This window comes from Nonomuraea sp. bgisy101, from assembly GCF_057708945.1.
The window spans coordinates 1-19,134 of sequence record NZ_JBYITD010000003.1 but is presented as its reverse complement, the minus strand read 5'-3'; the positions used below and the strand labels follow the sequence as shown (position 1 = coordinate 19,134).

Here is a 19,134-nt window from a genome sequence, read left to right as displayed (position 1 = left end):
TCCCGGGGACAGCTATGCCCTGATCGGTGCAGATCACGGGTCCTGGGGTGTCTTAGCCGAGGAAGGGAAAGAGTGAGCGAAACCGTGCGCCGGGCGCTGCTGATCTCCATTGCTGCGCTTGTCGGGGCCCTCGTGGGACAGACCACCGGCATCCTCGTTGCCGTTGACGGCGGAAGCATCTCCCAATGCTTCATCGCGGGCGGTGGGGCCTTCGCGGGCAGCGTCGCCTTGATTCTCTGCGTCTTCCATGCCCTCAAGGCTCTCTGAGGGCTGCTGTTGGCAAGAGTGTTAGCAAACACCCCCGGACGAAGATCGCTCCGGGGGTGTTTGTGCAGGTAGGGCGCCCGGGGCTCGCACCCGGAACCTACGGATTAAAAGTCAGCAGCCCTAATGCCGAGCCATGTTTCAACGGATTCAATTGTATCACTCTGCTGAATTTTGTCGCATTTAGAAATGTCTGAAAATGTCGGCCAGTGTTCGTGGGTGCCGATTGCCGAAGAGCACGCGACGAGCACGCGGTGCGTAGCCTGGTGCGCCATGGCGCGCTCTTGACTGTTCGATCTGTCCACATTTCGCCATGTTGGCCTTCTCCTGCGCTGGGGCTCTCGGCCAGGCTCGTGCGGGGCGCGGAGTCGCGCTCCCGCAGGGTGCTGTTTGCCTTTTCCTGCCAGAGGGTGATGGCGGTCGCCGACCGCTCTTGCGCTCATCCGCGGAGGTGCATGCGAGTTTTGACGCACTACACGATTTCCCGATGGGTGCGGCGACTTGGCTTGTTCTGGGCGTTTGAGGACTTTCCCCAGGTCATGGCGGGCCGCCCGCTTCCGGTTCGTGGAGCGCCTTGGGGCCGTCCTGGGCCTGCCACCCCGACGTACCGGGCGCCCAACGCCACGAACGCGCCCGCATCCGGAGCGAACGCGGACACCGCTGGGGCCGACCCAGCCCAGCGGCATAACACTCGAAAGCGAACGGTCACCTCACTAGGCCTCGTCGATGGCAAGTCCCTGGTCGTCGAGCTTGGCCGCGAGGCCGAAAGTCGCGTAGATGTTGGGGTCCTGGAAGACCGAGTTCCGGGTGATGCCCTCGTCGGTGACGGTGAAGATCTGGAGCGTGTGCAGGTTGTACTCGTCGCCGACGCGCTGATAGGCGGCGAATCCGGGCTGGCCGCCGTTGGCCGCGACCTCCTTGAGGAGCCAGTCCTTCCCAGCCGCCCCAAAGACCCATTCCATGAACAGGCCGTAGTTGCTGCGGCCGGAGAACCAGTTGAGCATCGGCGGCATCTCCATGATCACGTCCTCGGTGAGCAGCCGCTTGAGGCCCTCGACGTCGGCCAGCTCGAATGCCTTCATGTAGCGCTCGACCCAGGCGCGCTGCTCGGCCGCAGACGGCTCGCTGACCCGTTCCTGCCGGACCCCGATCTCCTTGACGCGAGTACGCGCCCGCTGCAGGGAACTGTTCACTGACATGAGGGTGGTGCCAAGGATTTCCGCCGTTTCGGCCGCGGAGAAGCTGAGCACGTCACGCAAGATCAGCGCACCGCGTTGACGCGCCGACAGGTGCTGGAGGGCGGCGGCGAACGCCAAGCGCAGGCTGCTGCGGTCGATCACGACCCCAGCCGGGTCGCCCGCGTCCAACAGCGAGTCCGGCAAGGGCTGGAGCCAGGCGGCGTGCTCTCCCTGGACGAGCGGCCCGAGCGGATCCGACGCGGCCACCAGCCCCGATGGCAGCGGTCGGCGACCGTGGACCTCCAAGGCGGTCAGGCAGGCGTTGGTTGCGATCCGGTAGAGCCAGGTGCGCAGTGAGCTGCGGGTCTCGTCGTACTGCTCCCGCGCCCGCCACGCCCTCAGGTACGTGTCCTGGACCAAGTCCTCCGCGTCGTGAGCCGAGCCGAGCATCCGGTAGCAGTACGCCAGCAGCTCCGTCCGGAACGGTTCGATCCGACGATCGAACCCTTCCTTCCCTGTCATCACGCCACGCTCCATCCCCACTACCGCCACAACCACCATGCCTGGCGACTGCAGTGACAATCCGCTATGGGCGGATAGGTCACCCGCGCGGTCATCAACGACCTGACCATGGCATACATCCCAGATTTTGGACAATTAGTGCTGTTCCTGAACGTCGCTCGTAGGTACGAATGTCATGCCAAGGGCCTGTTCCAGGCCCTTGGCATGACATTTCGTTCGGATGCGTCGTGGGTCCTCCGGGTTGCATGTGGTGCAAGGTCCGAGGCGCCCATGCGAGGGCATCTGGCCCTCGGGGAGTGAAGTTCCTACAGATCAGAGCGATGCAGGGCTTTTCGGTCCGATATTCGTCATGCTCTGCATACGGTCACTGCTGGTTACAGGGAAGGGTTCACTGCGCAGGCGCCAGCACCGGGCTGTTGTGATAGGCGGCGATCAGCCACTGGCCGTCCCGCTTCTCGAAGAGCCAGGTGCAGTTCACCTTACGCAGATCGTCTGGGACCTCGGTCTCGCCGGGGAACAGGATGGCGGATTCGCTGATGACGATCGCGCCGTCCCTACCGACGAAGCGGATGCTGAGCTGCTTGTTGTAGGTCGAGCTGCCCTTGAGCGGCCCCTCGAAGGCCAGGGCCATGTTCTGACGGATCACGTCACGGCTGTCTCGGAGCGAGCCGGTCATGATGGCGGTCGCGTCCGCGGTGTAGTTGGCGACCATGCCGTCGGCGTCGCCAGCCTCCCACGCCTTGTAGGAGTCAATCAGTACGGCCTGGATAGCAGCCTCGTCTGCTGCACGGTTGTTCGACATTGGATTCTCCCTTGTGATCGATTCGCCCGAGGTAGTCCGGCGAGCTCATGAGTACATACCGGCGGCGGGGTCGGAACTCATCGCGGCGGATGAAAATCCGTCTCTACGTCTTCGAGGGCGGGCCTGGCCGCCGTTCCGCCGGGCGTGCGACCTCTTCGGGCCGGTCCCGGCGGGGCGTGGTCGAGGGCAGCATGATGTTGATTAGTCCCCCCGCTGATCAGGGGGATGTTCGTTCGCGGCACGCGGCACGCGGCACGCGAGTGGCGGTGACGGCCCGACCCCTGTACCGCGTCAAAACACCGTCGCTACCGCATCGAGCTGCAGTTTGACCGAGCCCACCCGCGCCGACAAGATCACGTCGTGTGCCTCTTCGCCTGCTGTATCTGATCGCGGTCCGGGTGTTCGGCTGGCTGATGCTGCTGGGCCGTAGCCAGGCGTCGAAGGACGTGGAGATCATGGTGTTGCGGCATGATGCGGCGGTGTTGCGGCGTCAGGTTGGGCGCCCGAAGCCGGACTGGGTCGATCGGGCCGTTCTCGCGGCGTTGGCCCGGTGGCTGCCGGCGGTGCTGCGCGCTCATCGGCTGGTCACTCCGGCGACGTTGCCGGCGTGGCATCGTCGCCTGCGCCGACGCGCATGGATCTACCCGCATCGGTGTGGGCGGCCGAGGACGAGCCGGGAGGTCCGGGACTTGATCGTCCGTCTGGCGCGGGAGAATCCGGCATGGGGCCATCGACGGGTACATGGTGAGCTGGTGCGGCTCGGCTACCAGGTCAGTGAGGCGACCGTGCGGCGCATCCTGCGCTCGCGCCGCTTCCGCCCGGCGCCCCGATATCTCGATACCTCCTGGCGAAGCTTCCTACGTGCGCAGGCTGAGGGACTTCTGGCCTGCGATTTCTTCCATGTTGACACGGTCTTTTTGAAGCGCCTGTATGTGTTGTTCGTGATGGAGATCAACACACGGCGTGTGCACATCTTGGGTGTGACCTCCCACCCCACCGGCGTCTGGACCGCTCGGCAGGCCCGCAACCTCCTGATCGATCTCGACGAGCGGGCGACGTCATTCCGCTTTCTCGTCCGTGACCGGGACGCCGAGTTCACTACCGTCTTCGATGAGGTCTTCGCCGCCACGGGCATCACGGTCTTGAAGACACCACCGCGGACACCTCGGGCGAACTGCTATGCCGAGCGGTGGGTGCGTACGGTACGGGCCGAATGCACCGACCGAATGCTGATCTACGACGAACGGCACTTACGGTTGGTGCTGGGTGAGTATGCCGATCATTACAACGGTCATCGGCCGCACCAGTCCCGCCGACAGCACCCGCCCGACCATGGCGAGCGGACCATCACGCCGCTAGAGGGCCGGATCAAGCGCCGGAAGGTGGTCGGTGGGCTGATTAACGAGTATCACCGAGCAGCGTAGCCGTCTCGGAGAACGCGCAGCTCAAGCCCCACACGATGGGTTTTGACGCGGTACAGGCCCACAATTGGGCGCCGGGGGGCGGGCGTTCCTTCCGCACGACCAGCCCCGTCCCACGCGTCCTCGCCGACGGTGCCGTCGGCTTCGACGGTCGGGGTCCACGCGCTCGCGGGAACCCCGAACCGGCACAACAGCGCGCCTGGGCGGGTGCCTACCGCAGGACGGGCCTGCCCTCAAGCACCGCCTTCAGGATCTTCAGGCTGTCGCAGATTCTGTCCTCTTCGAGGAACTCGGGGAGGACCGCCTCCGCCACGCTGGCGACCTTGCCTTCCCCGCCGAGGTAGACAGCGGCATTGGCTCCCTCGGCGTACTCGTTCAGGTGCCCGCGAACACAGGTGTCGGTCGTTGGTTTGCCGGCGAAGTAGATACAGCCCCGGCCGCCCATCTCAAGCCAGGTATGTGCAGACACCGGCCCTTTGACGACGAGGGCGGCCGGGTCGTACAGCGAAGTCGCGAGAAGGTTCCGGACGGTCAAAGACCGGCCGACGAACAGGCAACTGTCCCAGAGGCACACCAGATCCTGTGCCACGACCGAGCCGGTGACGTAGAGCGAAGTGTAGACGTCGGCGTTGCAAAAGGTGATGGGACCGCTGACGGTTAGATCGCCATCGATGACGTAGACCGTGTCCTCGTCCTCGCAGGGCGTGTTGCCCAGCGCCAGCGCACCGTCGATCGTCAGGTCACCGCGGTGGACGTAGAAATGCTCGGGTTCCTCACCGAAATAGTCGTCGACATCCCAGCTGGTGCGGTTGCTCGCTTCGGCCATGTCGTACTGCTCCAGCGCCTCCTCAACTGGCACGGCATCCCAGTTTGCGGTGGGCGATTCGAGAAACATGCCTCTCCCTTTCGACAGTGGGGTCATCGGCGGGTGGTCGCCGCCGCAGCGTTCGATAGCTGCCGTGATCCTCCCTCACAGCTACGACAGCATGCTGACGGGCGATCCGAGTGAAGGTCACTTCTCCGAGTTCCTTCATCCGAGCGTCGCCCGTCGCAGGTCGCGATCCGTCCGAGCCCTGCTGCCGAAGGCGTCGATCCCGAGGTCCAGACCTGTCGCGGCGTTGTCAGACGCAGGACGTAGGCTCCCTGTCCGATGAGGTGCGACATGAACGACCCAGCCGGACCGTCCTAGGGTCGTTTGATCCAGGCGGAGTCCTCGCATTGCCGAAATCCGTTGCGGTGACGCAGAGCTTGAAGACGTCGATCCTGCTGAAGAGCATGCTGTCGCTCCCGCACCCGGCCCAGGGGCCGTTGCTATCGGCGACGGTGTAGATGCCGAGCATGCCACTGTGAAGCAGCTCTACCTCGGCAGAAAAGCGGCTTTGCGAGTGCTTGGACGGGTCTGCGATCAAGCTGGACACGGTCTGCCGGCACCCCCTCCTCTACGCCCTTCACTCGCCCTTCTGCCGGGTCTGGCTTGACCTGCGAGGTTCGGGGGCGGATCGCGGGCCGCTCAGTCGAAGGGACGCCTCTCACCTGTTCTGCTCGCTCGCTGGCGCCCAGAGAACAGATGTGATCAGAACGGGTAAACATGAGGAGAAGGGCTCTGCTTCGGTCCGGAGGCGGCTTTACCGGTGCTTGGACGGGTTTGCGATCAAGCTAGATCTGGCGTGCCCGGCGACCTCTTCCGCCGCTCCCTTCAGTTGACCTTCTGGCGGGTCTGGCTTGACCTGTGGGGTCGCGCCGCATGCCCAGCCATGTGCCGGACGCGTGCCGAAGAGCACTTTCCGAGCACCGACTTGGCTATCTTCATCTCTCAGAAGGCGGCCGAGAATCGAGAAATCGCAGGTCAGATGGGGTATGGAGTGGTAGGGCGCCCGGGGCTCGAACCCGGAACCTACGGATTAAAAGTCCGCAGCTCTGCCAATTGAGCTAACGCCCCTCGCAAGATGCAGGGTACAGAGAGTACCGCCCTCGGCGCGACGTCAGGCACGTCACCTGTACGCCGACAGCCCGGTCAGCGCCTCTCCCAGCACCAGCGTATGGATCTCCTCTGTTCCTTCGTACGTCAGCACGCTCTCCAGGTTCGTCATGTGCCGGATCACCGGGTACTCCAGTGTGATCCCGTTTCCACCCAGGATCGAGCGGGCCTGCCGGGCGATGTCCAGCGCGGCTCGCACGTTGGAGAGCTTCCCGAAGCTGATCTGCCGGGGTGTGAGTTCCCCCGCGTCCTTCAGGGCTCCCAGGTGGAAAGCGGTCAGCGACGACTGTGCCAGCCCGACGTACATCCACGCAAGCTTCTCCTGCGTCAGCTGGAAGCCGCCGATGGGCCGGTCGAACTGGACGCGGGTCTGGGAGTAGGCGATCGCCGACTCCAGGCAGGCGCGGGCGGCGCCGACGACGCCCCAGAGGATGCCGAAGCGGGCCTCGGACAGGCAGGAGAGCGGCCCGCGCAGGCCGACGACCTCAGGCAGTACGGCGGAGCCTGGCAGGCGTACGTCGTCGAAGTACAGGGAGGAGGTCACCGACGCCCTGAGCGACATCTTCTTGTGAATCGGGGGAGCGGAGAACCCGGGCGTGTCGGCCGGGACGACGAAGCCGCGGATGCCCTCGTCGGTCTGGGCCCAGACCACGGCGACGTCCGCGATCGAGCCGTTGGTGATCCACATCTTGGATCCGTTGAGGATCCAGTCCGTTCCGTCGCGTTTGGCGGAGGTGCGCATCGACGAGGGGTCGGATCCGTGGTCGGGTTCGGTGAGGCCGAAGCACCCGATGGCCGACCCTGAGGCCATCAGGGGCAGCCATTGCTCCTTCTGCTCCTCGGACCCGTACTTCCAGATGGGGAACATGGCCAGGGAGCCCTGAACCGACACGAAGGAGCGCAGCCCGGAGTCGCCGGCTTCGAGTTCGCGGCAGGCCACGCCGTACGAGGTCGCGTCGGTGCCGGCGCAGCCGTACCCCTCGAGGTGCATGCCGAGGAGCCCCAGCTCGCCGAGGGCGGGCGCGAGCTCGCGGGCCGGGAAGACGGCCTCTTCGAACCAGTCGCCCACGTACGGCAGGACGTGGTCGCCGACGAACGATCTGACCGTGTCCCTGATCAGCTTCTGGTCGCCGGTGAGCTTGTCGTCGACCCGCAGCAAGTCGTCCATACCCCAGGGTTCTACCAGGGGCAATCCCGATGTGGAAACGCCGCCCCCGGGGGCAGTCTTGAGGCATGAGCGAATCGAACATCAAGCAGCTGCGCAGGACCCGTCAGGGCAGGATCATCGCGGGTGTCTGCTCCGGCATCGGCGACTACATCGGCATCGACGCCAACCTGGTCAGGATCGGCCTGGCGATCGCGACGCTGTTCGGCGGCGTCGGGATCGGCGTCTACGCGATCGGCTGGCTGCTCATGCCCGAGGAGGGCAAGAACACCTCGATCGTCCAGGACCTGATCAACAACAAGCAGGCCAAGGACACCTGGCAGCAGGCGACCCCCGACTACAGCCCGTCTGCGGGCTGGCAGCGCCAGGAGCCGACGGTTCCCGGTGACCAGAAGCCGCAGGCGTGACCGTGCGGGCGGGCTCAGGCGGCGGCCTGAGCGCGCACCCTGGCGACGATCTCGCCGCGAGACTCGGTCCACATCATGGCCAGGACGGCCGCGGCCGTCACCCCGCTGACACCGGCGAGGGCGACGACGGGTTCGGGACCGAGTCTCTCGGCGGCCAGTCCGCCGATCAGGATGCCGATGCCCTGCGCCGCCATCAGCCCTGACTGCACCAGGCCGAACGCCTGGCCGCGCCGTTCGGCGGGGACGCACTGGACGAAGGCGGCATTGGCCGCCAGCTGGTAGGCGCCCCCGATTCCGGACAGGACCCATAGGGCGAGCACGATCTCCAGCGAAGGCCGCATCCCGCACACGATCAGCGGCGCGCAGGTGAGCATCGCCAGCCAGCCCATGGCCTGCAGCCGCCCGGACGGGGAGACGAACCTGCTGAAGAGGAACGCCCCCAGCACGGTTCCCGTCGGCATCGCCGCCATCAGCAGGCCGGTGATCACCGGCACGGGCAGGGTCGTGCCCTTCGCCAGCTCGACCGCGTACGGCACCGCGATGCCCTCGGGCAGCACGTAGAAGCCGCACAGCCAGGCGAACATGACGAGCGTGCGCAACTTCCTGTCGCCGAAGACCAGCACGACGCCGGCGCGCGTCATGTGCCACATCGACGGCTTCGATCCGTCCGTACGGCCGGCGGCGGGCCTGCGCCGTACCCCGGAGACGAGGATCAGCGCGGAGGCGAGGAAGGTGGCCGCGTCCAGCGCCAGCGCCCGGTAGGGCCCGAGGAAGGCGATCATCGCGCCGCCCGCGGCGAAGCCGAGCATCTGGACGGCCTGGTTGGTCATGTTCTGCAGCGCCGAGCCCACGACGTAGCGGTCGCCCTCGAGCACCTCGGGCAGCAGCGCCGCCCTGGCCGCGGAGAACGGCGCGCTGAGGAGCACGACGAAGAACACCAGCACGCACAGCCCGGCGAACGGCATGCCGGGGACCGCCATGGCGGCCACGAGCAGCGCGCGGACCAGATCGCACACGATCATGACGCGGCGGCGCGCGAAACGGTCGGCCAGGCCCGCCAGGAGGGGTCCGCCGACGATCGACGGCAGGTAGGTCAGCGCGTAGACGGCCGCCGTGGCCATGGCCGACTGCGTCCTGTTGTACACGAGGACGGCGAGCGCCACCTGCGCGAGCTGGTCGCCGAGCAGCGACAGGCCCTGGCCGTACCAGAGCGCGCGGAACTCCCGTATCGCGAAGACCTCGCCATACGTCGCCTGCCGCTCGGAGGCGCGCCGATGCCTCCCCGGAAGCCTAGCCCCCATAGGTCCCCGCTGAACCTGACTCAGAGTGTTCGCTATGTCACCTAAGGTGCCGGGGGAGAAGCTTGAACGCAACCGAAAGCAGCCAAGCTCTTGCAAACTGTAATCGCCGGCCCGGCGTTACCAGCCGAGTTGGTGGAGTCGGTCGTCATCGATCCCGAAATGGTGCGCGATCTCATGGACGACCGTGATCTGCACTTCCTTCACGACCTGCTCCTCGGTATCGCACATCTGGCATATCGGGTTGCGGTAGATCTCGATGCGGTCGGGCAGAACCGCTGAGTACCAGTCGCCGCGCTGAGTGAGGGGAACGCCGGTGTACAGCCCGAGCAGGTCAGGCTCCGGCGGGTCGTCGACCACCACCACAACGACGTTGTCCATCACACGGGTCAGCTCCGGAGGGATCGTGTCCAACGCCTCGGCCACGAGTTCCTCGAACTTCTCCCGGGAGACCTCCATCACGATTGCCATTCTGCCCCGTCGGTCGGGTAGGCAAGAAGGCGTATGAACGTCATCAGAACAGTCATACGGTCGCGGGCCGCGAAGGTCGCGGCGGTTCTTCTCGTGGCCGCGGTCGGCGCATGGCTCGGCATCATCCTCAGCGGCACCGTCCGCGCGCAGGTCGGTCCCGTCGAGACGGGGATGTCGCTCAGGCCCGCGTGGACCGGTGAGACGGTGGTCGACGCCCACCCGCTCGGCACGCTGAGGTTCCGCAGCCACGACGCCCCCCTCCGCCTGCGCATCACGCTCGAGAACATCGACCAGGACAAGGCCAAAGCCCTCATCGACGACCCGCGGCTCGCCGCACGGCTGCCCGAGATCATCGAGTACGACCTGAGGAACGGCGTCCAGGCGCTGGTGATCCGCTCCCTGCTGTGCGCCGCGGCGGGCGCACTCCTCGCCGGACTCGTCGTCTTCCGCAGGCCCAAGGTGGCCCTCTACAGCCTGCTGGCCGCCGCCGTCGCCCTCGCGGGCACCGGCGTCCTCGCCGCCACCACCTTCCGTCCGAGTTCCCTGGTCGAGCCCCGCTACTCGGGGCTGATCGCCGCCGCGCCGTCACTCGTCGGCAGCGCCCAGTCGATCGTGACCAAGTTCGAGTCGTACCGCCAGCAGCTCACCAAACTCGTCACCAACGTCTCCAAGCTGTACGACACGGTCTCCGCGCTGCCCACCTACGACCCGGCCCCGGCCTCCATCAAGATCCTTCACGTCTCGGACATCCACATCAACCCGATCGCGTGGAACGTCGTCCGCTCCCTGAAAGAGCAGTTCATGGTCGACGCCATCGTGGACACGGGCGACATCTCCGACCACGGCACCAAGGCGGAGAACGCCTTCATGGAGGAGATCGGCAAGCTCGGCGTGCCGTACGTCTTCGTCAGGGGCAACCACGACTCGAAGATCACCGAGCGTGCGATCGCCGCGCAGAAGAACGCCGTCGTCCTCGACGACAAGTCCGCCACCGTGGCCGGGCTGCGCATCTACGGACTCGGCGACCCCCGCTTCACCCCTGACAAGTCGGTGGCGGCCAACAACGACCCTGCCCACATGCTCGAGTTCGGCCGGCAGCATGCCGTACGGCTGCCGCGGCCCTCGCCCATCGACCTCGTCGCCATCCACGACCCCGACGCGGCCAAGGGCTTCTCCGGAGTCGCCCCCATGGTCCTGGCCGGCCACTCCCACCGCCGCTCGACCACGCTGCTGCCGACCGGAACCCGCGTCCTCGTCCAGGGCTCCACGGGCGGCGCCGGCCTGCGCGCCCTCGAACACGCCGAGCCGACACCCGTCCAGGCATCCGTTCTGTACTTCGACAGAGCCACTCACAGGCTCCAGGCCTGGGACGACATCACCCTCGGAGGCCTCGGAGAGCAGTCTGTGTACATTCAGCGTCACGTCGAGCCGGACCCTCGACGTATGATTTCCCCAGAGCCAACGACAGCCCCGTCGCCAACGGGAACCGTCAGCGGAGCTTCCGGTGGATAGCCACTTTGGCACTAGGGGCAATCGTCCCCTATGCTTCAGAGGTCTCCAACGGAAGACGTCAGGAACGGGACGAAAGTCCCGGGCCCCCATCGTCTAGCGGCCTAGGACACCGCCCTTTCAAGGCGGCGGCACGGGTTCGAATCCCGTTGGGGGCACGGCTACACCGGACGAACGGAAGGTCGAAGACCTCCGAAAGACTGGTAAGCTAAGCGAGGCGCTCCGGCCGGAAGGCCGGAACGAAGCAAGGTCCTGTAGAGCAGTTTGGAGTGCTCGCCACCCTGTCAAGGTGGAGGTCGCGGGTTCAAGTCCCGTCAGGACCGCTCTGGGTCAGGTAGCTCAGTTGGTACGAGCGTCCGCCTGAAAAGCGGAAGGTCGGCAGTTCGACCCTGCCCCTGACCACCCTTCTTGAACAGCAAAAACGCCCCGACGCGACCAGCGTGCGGGGCTTTTTGGTTTCTGTGACAGCAGCAGTGACAGCAACGACTACACCTGACGCTGTAACGGTTTGATCGTTTGAGGCCATGCTGAGGTTCCGTTGCGCAATCTTGGTCAGGTGTCGTTCGACAGTAATGTGAACCAAGAGGAATGGTCGGGGTCACCTGAACGGAAGCGGGCACGATTGTTCGGTTGGCTCGCCGTCACTCTTGCTGCTTTGTGGGTAGCAATCGTGATCTGGATGATCACGCTATGGGCGGTCTACCAGGGTGCGTACGCCGACGCCTTCATCGATTTGGTTGGGGTGCTGCTCGCCCCATCCGTGATCTTCCTAGTTGCCGTCATAGCTTTGGTCTATGCACGTCAGGCCCAACAGCAGCGCTTCGAGGACAAGAACAGAGAAGTCCGACGGGATGTTCAGCTGGGCTCTCGTGAGGCGGAACTGATCGGACAAGACGACTCTTATCTCAGCGAGCTCTGGAAGATCACGAATGAACGTCTGCGTGGGTATCACACAAGGGCCGATCAGCATGCGGAGCAGAGCTTTCGGAACGCTCAGTGGGCGATTCTGGGCGGCTTCCTGATCATCGTCGGCACATCGGGTATCGCAGCCTGGAAGACACTGTCCACGCCGTCGAGCATCGTTGTTGGCCTGGTCGGTACGGCCGGGGCGGTACTTGCCGCGTACATCGGGCGAACCTTCCTGCGACTACAAGAGACCACAGCTCGTCACCTGCGGTCATACTTCGCTCAGCCCGAGGAGACGTTCAGATTTCTTGTCGCGCAGAGGCTCATTCGGGAGCTTAACGATGATCAACGGCCCGAAGCCGTAGCACAGCTGATCGAGGCGATCGCTCGCACCGGCGGATCCGATCACTCTCGCCAGAATGACGAACCCTCCGAGATGACCGAGAAGGACACTGGTAAGTAAGGACGAGTGCCTCGACGCTGGAGTGAGCGTCGAGGCACTGTGCGGCTGCTTTGACTTACCAGAGTGCTTCCCCGAGTCTGTGCAGGGCCGCGCGCTTGTCGTCGAGGGAGACGTGGGCGTAGATGGTCATGGTCACCTCGATGTCGCTGTGGCCAACGATGTCGCGGACGACCTGGGGCGGGACACCGAGGTTGAGCAGGAGTGTCACGCAGGTGTGGCGGAGATCGTGGAAGCGCATCTCGCCGAGGCCGGCGGCCTTGCGGATGGTTCCCCAGCTTCGTCGTAGGTTGTCCGGCTCCATCGGGGTGCCGCAGCGGGAGGGGAAGACAAGGCCGTGTTCCTTCCACTCTCCCCAGCGGTCTGAGCGCTCTGCGAACTGCTTCTTGCGATGCTCCTTCAGGGCTTCTACGCAGATCAGAGGTAGCGGGACGGTTCGCTCCGAGTCGGGGGTCTTGGGGCGGACGAACTGGAGGCGTCCGCCGACGCGCTGGAGGCTCTGGACGACTTCGAGCTTGGCGCCGTCGAGATCAACGTCTTCCCAGCGAAGTCCAAGTAGTTCCCCGCGGCGCAGGCCGAGGCAGAGCGCCAGGACGTACAAGGCATAGAGCCGGTGTTCGCGACCGGCCTTGAGGACCGCCCGAGCTTGCGGAACGGTGAGGCCGCGATTGACCTTGTACTTGGGGACTGGGACCTTGACCAGCTTGGCGACATTGCGCGCGATGATCTCCTCTCGAACAGCGCACTCCAGGGCGTTCCGGAGGACCGCATGGATGGACTGCACCATGCGAGTCGACAACCGTGACTGACAGCAGCTGCCGTTCTTGAGGGCGCAGCATTGAGGCGTCTCGCGAGAAGCGTCCCAGCCGTTCCGGCAGCACTGGCACTCGGAGCGGACTTGGTTGATGAGCAACCTGACGTCCTGGGCGTTGAGTTTGCCGAGCCGCTTCTTTCCCAGACCAGGAATGAGATGGAGGCGAACTACGCCCTCGTAACCCTGATACGTCTTGGGGCGCCGCTCTTCGCTAACGATGTGCTTGATCCAGTACGTCAGGAAGTCGGCCACGGTCCAGTTCTCCGACGAGACGGGGATGCCCTGGTCGGACTGGCGGAGAAGCTCGGTCAGCTTCTTCCGCGCATCATCTTGCGTCCGGGCAGAGCCCTGCACGCGCTTGACCGTTCCCGCCGTGGTCTGGACGAACGCGGCATAGCCATACCGGCCGTCCTTGCGCGGCCAGATGCTTCCTTCGCCATTGGAACGCTTGCGAATGCGTCGGCCCTTTCGACGCTGTGGCTCTTCCTCGGGAGTACCGAGCATGGTCTTGGTCATCACGCCACCTCCGCCAGGTTGTCGATGCACTCGGACAGGGCGTCGACCGGGACGAGGCGGCGACGGCCGATCTTGACCGTTCGAAGCTGCTTGGAGCGGATCAAGGTGTAGATGGTCCAGCGGCTGACGCGGAGCCGCTTGGCGGCCTCGTCGACGGTGAGCACGAGATCATCCATGCGAAGCCTCCAAGCGTCGTGAGTCAGGGAGTCGCGTGCCGGTGAGGGCGGCGGCGAGGAGCTGGTCTCCGGCGGACAGGCCCTTTCCGGCGTAGGCCCAGTGGGCGATCACGAGGACGGTGTCCTCGTCGAACAGCGGGAGGCGTCCGGTGGTGATCTCTTCGTGGCGCATGTGGTGTTCGCGGGCGGAGCGGAGAGCTCCGAGGGTGGTGGAGTAGCGGCGGGACTTGGTGGAGAAGTGGCCGCGGAAGCCGAGCATGTGAGCCCATTGGGTGAGCCGGAGGTTAGCCAGGTCGTCGAGGGCGCCCAGGGTGAGGCATTCGGCGAAGAGGCGTCGGGCGTGCTCGCGCAGCGGCAGGGCGGCCAGGTCGTCGAGGGGGTTGATGCGGCGGTCGAGAGTGCCGACGCATTCGGCGGCTTTGGTGGCGTACTTGGCGATGTAGGCGGCGACTGCTTGTTCGGTCAGGTCGCCGTTCATGGTGATCGTGCGGACGTCGAGTTGAGCGCCCCAGCGGAGCGTCATGTTCGTTGTGGGAGCATCCACCGATACGGCTCCTGCCGCGTGCTGTACGGCATCGGCCAGGGAGTCCGTGGTGGCCCACACGGGCGGGGGTGAGGTCGGGCCGGTGGGTCCGTCGAGGCGGATCACGGCGTGGAAGTGGACGACGCCGCGCCGCTGGTACTCGGCGACCTTGGCGAAGGAGATGGTGACCTGCTCGCGGAGGGCTTTGAGGGTCAGTCCGGAGAGCTTGGCGAAGCGCCGGCGGAGTGCTTCGGTGAAGCGTCGCCACAGCTCGGGGGACAGGGCGTTGAACAGGACCGAGCCGGTGTAGTCGTAACAGTCGGGACAGAGCGGCTCGCCGAGACGGGGGTCGTCGGCGGCGTGGCGTGCCTTACAGGACATGACCCGCCCGTGCGGGCAGGTTGGTGCGTCGCGGCGGGCGTGGCAGGGCAGGACCTTGCCGCCCTTCTCTCGCCGCACGTGGACGGTGCCGAACGAGGGGGCTGTGAGCGTAACGAACAGGCACGGGTGGGCGCTGACGGTCTCGGGGACGCCCTTGCCGCCGACCAGGCCCGCGCGGACGAGCTGGTAGGTGTCGGCCCGGTAGGTCTCGGCGCAGGCTGGGCAGCGGGAGGCGCGGCGCGTCTTGCATGGCACGCGCAGGATGCCGTCCGGCTCGCGGTGGGTGCTGTAGCGGTGGAGGAGTTGGCCGGCGGCGTGGTCGTAGTGGTCGACGCGGCCCCGAAGGTGGATGGGTTGTTGGCAGCCGCCCGTGCGCTTGATCTGGGCGGCCCAGCGGTCGTAGTGGGGATCGTGGAGCCGGGAGATCATCCCGGCTACCGCGTGGTCCTGCGGCATGATGGAGTCCGTCCTGTCCGGATGTGATCTGCGATGGGATGTCCCCTCACCTGGCGCGGAACTTGGCGGTTGTGTGGCCAGGTGAGGGGAGCTCACGGCTGTGCGCCGTGGTTGTCGATGCCGATGCCTTGGCAGTCGAGGCAGGTGTCGCCGTCACTGTCGAGGCCCGTGCCGTTGCAGGTGCAGCAGCAGTGGCGAGGCGTCAGGCCGTCCATGCCGTCCCTCCTTGGGTGGAGTCGTGGCGTGCGCGGGCGGGGGAGAGGATGGCCGTCGACTCGAAGCGGACGGGTCCGAAGGCGATGCCGGTGCAGTAGTGGTGAAAGCGGAGGTGCTCGGGGTCGATCTCGCTGCCGAGAAGGCCGAAAGTGACCATTCGCACCTGGGAGGAGTACCAACGCCGCTGACTCGTCCATCCGGAGTTTCGTGAGGATCAGCCCAGGTGGCAGCAGGTCGCCGCGGTGATCCGGGAGCGCATCGCGACGGGGGAGTACCGCCCCGGATCTCGCGTGCCCAGCGAGAACGATCTGATGCAGGAGTTCGGCATCGCGCGGATGACAGCGCACAAGGTCATGAGGGCGCTCCGTGAAGAGGGCGCCATCTATACCGTCAGGGGTATGGGCAGCTTCGTCAGCCAGCCCGACGGCGGCAGCACCTCGGATTAACTCGCCCGCTTCGGCGAGTGGGGCTCGGGCGCGGCAGAGGGTCGTATGGCGATCGTGCTGACGGTGCCGTTGCCCCAGACGGTGGTCTCGATCAACGCCAGGCCGTCCAAAGACACCATGGTGAATTCCGGTACGAAGCGCGACGTGTGTAGTCCTGCCATCCAGCTCCGTAGTCGCTCGACTTCGCTGCCGGCCAGGTCCCAGTCATCGAGGAGGCGGACTCGGACCCACGCGTAGTGGTTCTCCCACTCATCCGTTTCCCCCGCATAGTTGACCCCTAGGAAGAACTCGCGATCTTCGTTGAAGAGGCCGTACTCCGTCGCCATCCGGAACCAGCTCGCATTCACCTTGGCAGGCATGTCCGGGTCGTCGACGTCGGGTATCTCATCCGACGTGAGTCGAACCGGTGGTTTTGCTTGGGTTGCAACTACCGACCGCACTTGTTCGTGAGTGGCGACCGCACCCCGAGCTTCAGCGAAGTTGCTGGTTGCCAGTTCTGACCGCACCCCGACGGCAGGCGGCAATGGACCGCTGACCTGGGCTCACGACGGCCAGCCAGATCTGTCCGGGAGCGGCCATACCGAGCTGCCCGGTGGCGGCAACGCGATTACCTAGCGTGATTGGCGTCCAAGGTAGACGCGCGCGTAGCCGCCGTTCGGCGCTCATCCTCTGGCCTTCATGATGCCCTCGCGGAGTGTTCGAGATCGGACATTATGGGCGGGTGCTGCGCTACGTACTGTTGCGCGACGCCCTTCGGAACCTCAGTCTTGAGCCCTCGGCAGGATGTCGTGCGGTGAATCATCTGGGCCTCACGGGATCGGATCCGCTGCAAGGATGACGGCCGTGCGCCGCTACGAGACGAGTATGTACGACAGCAATCGCTGGGACGGCTTCGAGCTCCGCCCCGGCGACATCATCATCAGCACCCCGCCAAAGTGCGGGACGACGTGGACGCAGATGATCTGCGCCCTGCTCATACTGCAGGAACCGGAGCTCCCGCTCCCGTTGGACACGCTCTCGCCGTGGATCGACATGGTGACTCGCGCCCGCACAGACGTGTTCGCGGACCTGGAAGCCCAGACGCACCGCCGGTTCATCAAGACACACACGCCGCTCGACGGGATACCCAACGATCCGACGGTCACGTACATCTGCGTCGGGCGGGACCCGCGCGACGTGGGGCTGTCGATCGACCGCCATATCGACAACACCGACATCGGCGCGTTCCTCAGCCAACGCAAACGGGCGGCCGCGATCGACGGTATCGAGCTCGGACCATTGCGGCCACCGCGGCCGCGCCCCGACGGCGAGCGGGACCGCTTCTGGCAGTGGGTCGACGACGAGACGCCATCGACGCAGGTCGGGTCGTCGCTGCGGCGCACTGTAGAGCACCTGCAGACGTTCCGGGACGCCGCCGACGATCTCGACGTCGTGTACTTGCACTACGACGACCTAAAGGCCGACCTGGAGGGGCAGATGCGGCAGATGGCCGCGCGCCTCGGCATCGACGTCGACGAGCACCAATGGCCCCGCCTGGTCCAGGCGGCGACGTTCGAGTCGATGCGCAGCAGGGCCGACACGACCGTCCCCGCCGGCGGTCCGGAGCACTGGATCGATCCCGCCGCGTTCTTCAGCCGCGGCACGAGCGGCCAGTGGCGCGCCCTCCTCGACGACGCCGACCTCGCCCGGTACGCCGCGCGCGTGCGGGCGCTCGCGTCCGACGATCTCGTCGAGTGGGTGCATCGCGAGCCGATCGACTGAGATCCCCGTCCGGCGGTATCCCCGCACTACCCAAAGCTGATCGTCAGCGCCGCCCGCCGCCCATAACTGCCGATCCGCGCTCGGGACCAACATCAGGGGTCTGCGCCTCAACCGACGCCGGATTCGGCGATCGGGGCAGTGTGGCAGCGCGTCGGCTAGCGAATCTGGTCACACTCTGTGATGGTCATGGCGCCTTCTTCCTTGCCGCCAGCGGCCAGATCCGGATGGCCGCCGACACTGCGCCGCCGCCCCGCCCCTCCTCGGTGCGAATGACCTCGGGCCGGTGAGTGCGGTCAGCTCTCACGAACAACGGACCCGACTCCAGACCCAAGATCGCGGTCGAAACTGGCGAGCAAACGCGGTCCGTTGTCGCGAACATAATCAAACCGGCCGTGCTCGGGCTTGGCGCTCGCCGGCGAGTATCCCGGTGGCAGCGATGGCTTCTGGACCTCCTGACTCACTCGTTCGACGAAGAGGAGTCCAGCGGGGGCGAGTAGGGCTGCCATCTCGGCGTCAGTCAACGGCACAGGCGCACAGTAGCCACGGGGCGATGACACGTCCAGTAGATCACCGAGCCGCTCAGAACCGAGCCAGCACCTGTCCGGTCTCAAGACCCGTGTGACAGATCCGGCTCGGGAGGTGGGACACTTCGGCTAGATGATCTGTTGCTCTGACGCCTATTGAATCGGAATCTTGTGGTCTGGTCCCTGCCATTCGGAGGGGAGTTCTTCGATCTGCAGGTCAGAGAAGATCAAGGTCAGGTCGTGAGCGTTGGTTTGGATCCGGACTTCATGGAAGTCGATGCCGATGGCTACAGCCCAGTCTCGGGCGGTCGGCGAGTCAGCGACGAGCGTGGCACCGGGGTAGAGCACCTGCCAGTTGACGCCCCAGACGTGTCCGTCGAGGTCGACGCCGGTTTCGTAGGTGGTGAGCCGGTCATCGAGGGAATCGCGCCAGATGCCGGCGGGCACGGTTGTGGTGCAGTTGGCCTGCACGCAGTAGCGGAACAGGTAGCGCAGCGTCGCCGGTGCGATCCCAGTTCGCGGGTCGGCGGTCGCGTGGATCACGAGCTGGTAGTCGCGCATGTGGTTCACGAAGCCGTGGCGGAGCAGGGCCTGGTCGAAGACGTCGTCCAGAGCTTGTTGCAGCCTCACCGGATCCATGAACGCAGTTCTACCCGCCCGGTGCGATCTTCTGCTACCGCTGGGGCTTGCGGACTTTGAACCGGGCGATCGGTCTGATCGTAGTGCGGGCGACCTCGGTGATGACCTGGCTGGCGTGTGTGAAGGTCCCGCTGGCCTCTCGACGGTCACAGTCGCTCCGGCGTGCGCGATGCCGACACGGCCCAGCACAACACGGGTCAGCACCTGACGGATGAGAACTTTCTCCACGGTTTCAAGGGCGGACCGCTGCGCGGTCCGCCGGGGGGGGGGGGGGGGGGGGGGGGGGGGGGGGGGGGGGGGG

Annotated in this window: 19 protein-coding genes, 4 tRNA genes and 1 pseudogene; 10 read left to right on the top strand and 14 right to left on the bottom strand. The window is 65.8% G+C overall.

What is annotated here, in order from left to right:
- The first annotated feature begins 72 nt into the window (after positions 1-72).
- Complete coding sequence (locus AC3EO4_RS06310; protein ID WP_431894230.1) at positions 73-267, top strand: hypothetical protein; 195 nt, start codon at positions 73-75, stop codon at positions 265-267.
- A 710-nt stretch (positions 268-977) separates the two neighbouring features.
- On the opposite strand, the gene AC3EO4_RS06305 is transcribed toward AC3EO4_RS06310, so the two are convergent.
- Both AC3EO4_RS06305 and AC3EO4_RS06300 read right to left on the bottom strand, forming a co-directional pair.
- Complete coding sequence (locus tag AC3EO4_RS06305) at positions 978-2,099, bottom strand: sigma-70 family RNA polymerase sigma factor (protein WP_431894228.1); 1,122 nt, start codon at positions 2,097-2,099, stop codon at positions 978-980.
- Between the two features lie 253 nt (positions 2,100-2,352).
- Positions 2,353-2,766 (bottom strand): SgcJ/EcaC family oxidoreductase, encoded by a 414-nt coding sequence (locus tag AC3EO4_RS06300; protein WP_379573467.1) that lies wholly within the window; start codon positions 2,764-2,766, stop codon positions 2,353-2,355.
- A gap of 362 nt (positions 2,767-3,128) precedes the next feature.
- Between AC3EO4_RS06300 and AC3EO4_RS06295 the strand changes: the two genes are divergently transcribed.
- Complete coding sequence (locus tag AC3EO4_RS06295; protein ID WP_431894226.1) at positions 3,129-4,190, top strand: integrase core domain-containing protein; 1,062 nt, start codon at positions 3,129-3,131, stop codon at positions 4,188-4,190.
- Between the two features lie 208 nt (positions 4,191-4,398).
- Here the strand turns inward: AC3EO4_RS06295 and AC3EO4_RS06290 are convergent, their stop codons facing one another.
- From AC3EO4_RS06290 to AC3EO4_RS06280, 3 genes are all read right to left on the bottom strand, one after another.
- A complete protein-coding gene (locus tag AC3EO4_RS06290) occupies positions 4,399-5,082 on the bottom strand; it encodes a hypothetical protein (protein ID WP_379573469.1) in 684 nt (227 codons plus the stop codon).
- Positions 5,083-6,050: 968 nt separating this feature from the next.
- A tRNA-Lys gene (locus AC3EO4_RS06285) sits at positions 6,051-6,126 on the bottom strand.
- 52 nt (positions 6,127-6,178) lie between these two features.
- Positions 6,179-7,333 (bottom strand): acyl-CoA dehydrogenase family protein, encoded by a 1,155-nt coding sequence (locus AC3EO4_RS06280; RefSeq protein ID WP_431894224.1) that lies wholly within the window; start codon positions 7,331-7,333, stop codon positions 6,179-6,181.
- Between the two features lie 65 nt (positions 7,334-7,398).
- Between AC3EO4_RS06280 and AC3EO4_RS06275 the strand changes: the two genes are divergently transcribed.
- Entirely contained in the window at positions 7,399-7,737 is a 339-nt protein-coding gene (locus tag AC3EO4_RS06275; protein ID WP_379573471.1) for a PspC domain-containing protein, read from the top strand.
- 14 nt (positions 7,738-7,751) lie between these two features.
- On the opposite strand, the gene AC3EO4_RS06270 is transcribed toward AC3EO4_RS06275, so the two are convergent.
- Positions 7,752-9,038 carry an MFS transporter gene (locus AC3EO4_RS06270; RefSeq protein WP_379573472.1) on the bottom strand — a complete coding sequence of 429 codons (1,287 nt, stop codon included), beginning with the start codon at positions 9,036-9,038 and terminating at the stop codon, positions 7,752-7,754.
- A gap of 117 nt (positions 9,039-9,155) precedes the next feature.
- Positions 9,156-9,506, bottom strand: coding sequence for a metallopeptidase family protein (locus tag AC3EO4_RS06265; protein WP_431894222.1), 351 nt, complete (start codon positions 9,504-9,506; stop codon positions 9,156-9,158).
- Between the two features lie 33 nt (positions 9,507-9,539).
- Here AC3EO4_RS06265 and AC3EO4_RS06260 point away from each other — a divergent pair, with 33 nt between their 5' ends.
- From AC3EO4_RS06260 to AC3EO4_RS06240, 5 genes are all read left to right on the top strand, one after another.
- Positions 9,540-11,018, top strand: a complete 1,479-nt coding sequence (locus tag AC3EO4_RS06260) for a metallophosphoesterase family protein (protein WP_379573474.1) — start codon at positions 9,540-9,542, stop codon at positions 11,016-11,018.
- 82 nt (positions 11,019-11,100) lie between these two features.
- Positions 11,101-11,173: transfer RNA gene (locus tag AC3EO4_RS06255), tRNA-Glu, on the top strand.
- 90 nt (positions 11,174-11,263) lie between these two features.
- Positions 11,264-11,338: transfer RNA gene (locus AC3EO4_RS06250), tRNA-Asp, on the top strand.
- Positions 11,339-11,343: 5 nt separating this feature from the next.
- Positions 11,344-11,417 (top strand) — tRNA-Phe (locus AC3EO4_RS06245).
- A 154-nt stretch (positions 11,418-11,571) separates the two neighbouring features.
- Entirely contained in the window at positions 11,572-12,384 is an 813-nt protein-coding gene (locus AC3EO4_RS06240) for a TRADD-N-associated membrane domain-containing protein (RefSeq protein ID WP_431894220.1), read from the top strand.
- Between the two features lie 55 nt (positions 12,385-12,439).
- On the opposite strand, the gene AC3EO4_RS06235 is transcribed toward AC3EO4_RS06240, so the two are convergent.
- The 5 genes from AC3EO4_RS06235 to AC3EO4_RS06215 all read right to left on the bottom strand — a co-directional run bounded on the left by AC3EO4_RS06235 (position 12,440) and on the right by AC3EO4_RS06215 (position 15,626).
- Complete coding sequence (locus AC3EO4_RS06235; RefSeq protein WP_431894219.1) at positions 12,440-13,711, bottom strand: tyrosine-type recombinase/integrase; 1,272 nt, start codon at positions 13,709-13,711, stop codon at positions 12,440-12,442.
- The gene (locus tag AC3EO4_RS06230) at positions 13,711-13,887 is read right to left on the bottom strand and encodes a helix-turn-helix domain-containing protein (RefSeq protein WP_431894218.1); all 177 of its coding nucleotides are present in this window, start codon (positions 13,885-13,887) and stop codon (positions 13,711-13,713) included. The genes AC3EO4_RS06235 and AC3EO4_RS06230 overlap by 1 nt, the downstream gene beginning before the upstream one ends.
- Positions 13,880-15,247, bottom strand: coding sequence for a replication initiator (locus AC3EO4_RS06225; RefSeq protein ID WP_431894217.1), 1,368 nt, complete (start codon positions 15,245-15,247; stop codon positions 13,880-13,882). The genes AC3EO4_RS06230 and AC3EO4_RS06225 overlap by 8 nt, the downstream gene beginning before the upstream one ends.
- 92 nt (positions 15,248-15,339) lie before the next feature.
- Positions 15,340-15,462, bottom strand: coding sequence for a hypothetical protein (locus AC3EO4_RS06220; RefSeq protein ID WP_431894215.1), 123 nt, complete (start codon positions 15,460-15,462; stop codon positions 15,340-15,342).
- Entirely contained in the window at positions 15,450-15,626 is a 177-nt protein-coding gene (locus tag AC3EO4_RS06215) for a hypothetical protein (RefSeq protein WP_431894213.1), read from the bottom strand. The genes AC3EO4_RS06220 and AC3EO4_RS06215 overlap by 13 nt, the downstream gene beginning before the upstream one ends.
- 76 nt (positions 15,627-15,702) lie before the next feature.
- On the opposite strand from AC3EO4_RS06215, the pseudogene AC3EO4_RS06210 reads away from it, so the two are divergent.
- A pseudogene (locus AC3EO4_RS06210) lies at positions 15,703-15,909 on the top strand (GntR family transcriptional regulator); the annotation flags it as partial.
- Here AC3EO4_RS06210 and AC3EO4_RS06205 read toward each other — a convergent pair.
- On the bottom strand, positions 15,906-16,268 hold the full coding sequence (locus AC3EO4_RS06205) for a hypothetical protein (RefSeq protein WP_431894211.1): 363 nt from the start codon (positions 16,266-16,268) through the stop codon (positions 15,906-15,908). The pseudogene AC3EO4_RS06210 and the gene AC3EO4_RS06205 overlap by 4 nt on opposite strands.
- Before the next feature lie 484 nt (positions 16,269-16,752).
- Here AC3EO4_RS06205 and AC3EO4_RS06200 point away from each other — a divergent pair, with 484 nt between their 5' ends.
- Positions 16,753-17,670 carry a sulfotransferase domain-containing protein gene (locus AC3EO4_RS06200; RefSeq protein ID WP_431894210.1) on the top strand — a complete coding sequence of 306 codons (918 nt, stop codon included), beginning with the start codon at positions 16,753-16,755 and terminating at the stop codon, positions 17,668-17,670.
- Positions 17,671-18,347: 677 nt separating this feature from the next.
- Here AC3EO4_RS06200 and AC3EO4_RS06195 read toward each other — a convergent pair.
- The gene (locus AC3EO4_RS06195; protein ID WP_431894208.1) at positions 18,348-18,833 is read right to left on the bottom strand and encodes a YxiG-like protein; all 486 of its coding nucleotides are present in this window, start codon (positions 18,831-18,833) and stop codon (positions 18,348-18,350) included.
- Positions 18,834-19,134 lie beyond the last annotated feature (301 nt).

Bases quoted from the DNA above. Each gene is read 5' to 3' on its own strand.
- AC3EO4_RS06265 (WP_431894222.1), bottom strand. From the start codon at position 9,506: ATGGCAATCGTGATGGAGGTCTCCCGGGAGAAGTTCGAGGAACTCGTG.
- AC3EO4_RS06280 (WP_431894224.1), bottom strand. From the start codon at position 7,333: ATGGACGACTTGCTGCGGGTCGACGACAAGCTCACCGGCGACCAGAAG.
- AC3EO4_RS06260 (WP_379573474.1), top strand. From the start codon at position 9,540: ATGAACGTCATCAGAACAGTCATACGGTCGCGGGCCGCGAAGGTCGCG.
- AC3EO4_RS06205 (WP_431894211.1), bottom strand. From the start codon at position 16,268: ATGCCTGCCAAGGTGAATGCGAGCTGGTTCCGGATGGCGACGGAGTAC.
- AC3EO4_RS06195 (WP_431894208.1), bottom strand. From the start codon at position 18,833: ATGGATCCGGTGAGGCTGCAACAAGCTCTGGACGACGTCTTCGACCAG.
- AC3EO4_RS06300 (WP_379573467.1), bottom strand. From the start codon at position 2,766: ATGTCGAACAACCGTGCAGCAGACGAGGCTGCTATCCAGGCCGTACTG.
- AC3EO4_RS06290 (WP_379573469.1), bottom strand. From the start codon at position 5,082: ATGTTTCTCGAATCGCCCACCGCAAACTGGGATGCCGTGCCAGTTGAG.
- AC3EO4_RS06235 (WP_431894219.1), bottom strand. From the start codon at position 13,711: ATGACCAAGACCATGCTCGGTACTCCCGAGGAAGAGCCACAGCGTCGA.
- AC3EO4_RS06225 (WP_431894217.1), bottom strand. From the start codon at position 15,247: ATGCCGCAGGACCACGCGGTAGCCGGGATGATCTCCCGGCTCCACGAT.
- AC3EO4_RS06220 (WP_431894215.1), bottom strand. From the start codon at position 15,462: ATGGACGGCCTGACGCCTCGCCACTGCTGCTGCACCTGCAACGGCACG.
- AC3EO4_RS06230 (WP_431894218.1), bottom strand. From the start codon at position 13,887: ATGGATGATCTCGTGCTCACCGTCGACGAGGCCGCCAAGCGGCTCCGC.
- AC3EO4_RS06270 (WP_379573472.1), bottom strand. From the start codon at position 9,038: ATGGGGGCTAGGCTTCCGGGGAGGCATCGGCGCGCCTCCGAGCGGCAG.
- AC3EO4_RS06275 (WP_379573471.1), top strand. From the start codon at position 7,399: ATGAGCGAATCGAACATCAAGCAGCTGCGCAGGACCCGTCAGGGCAGG.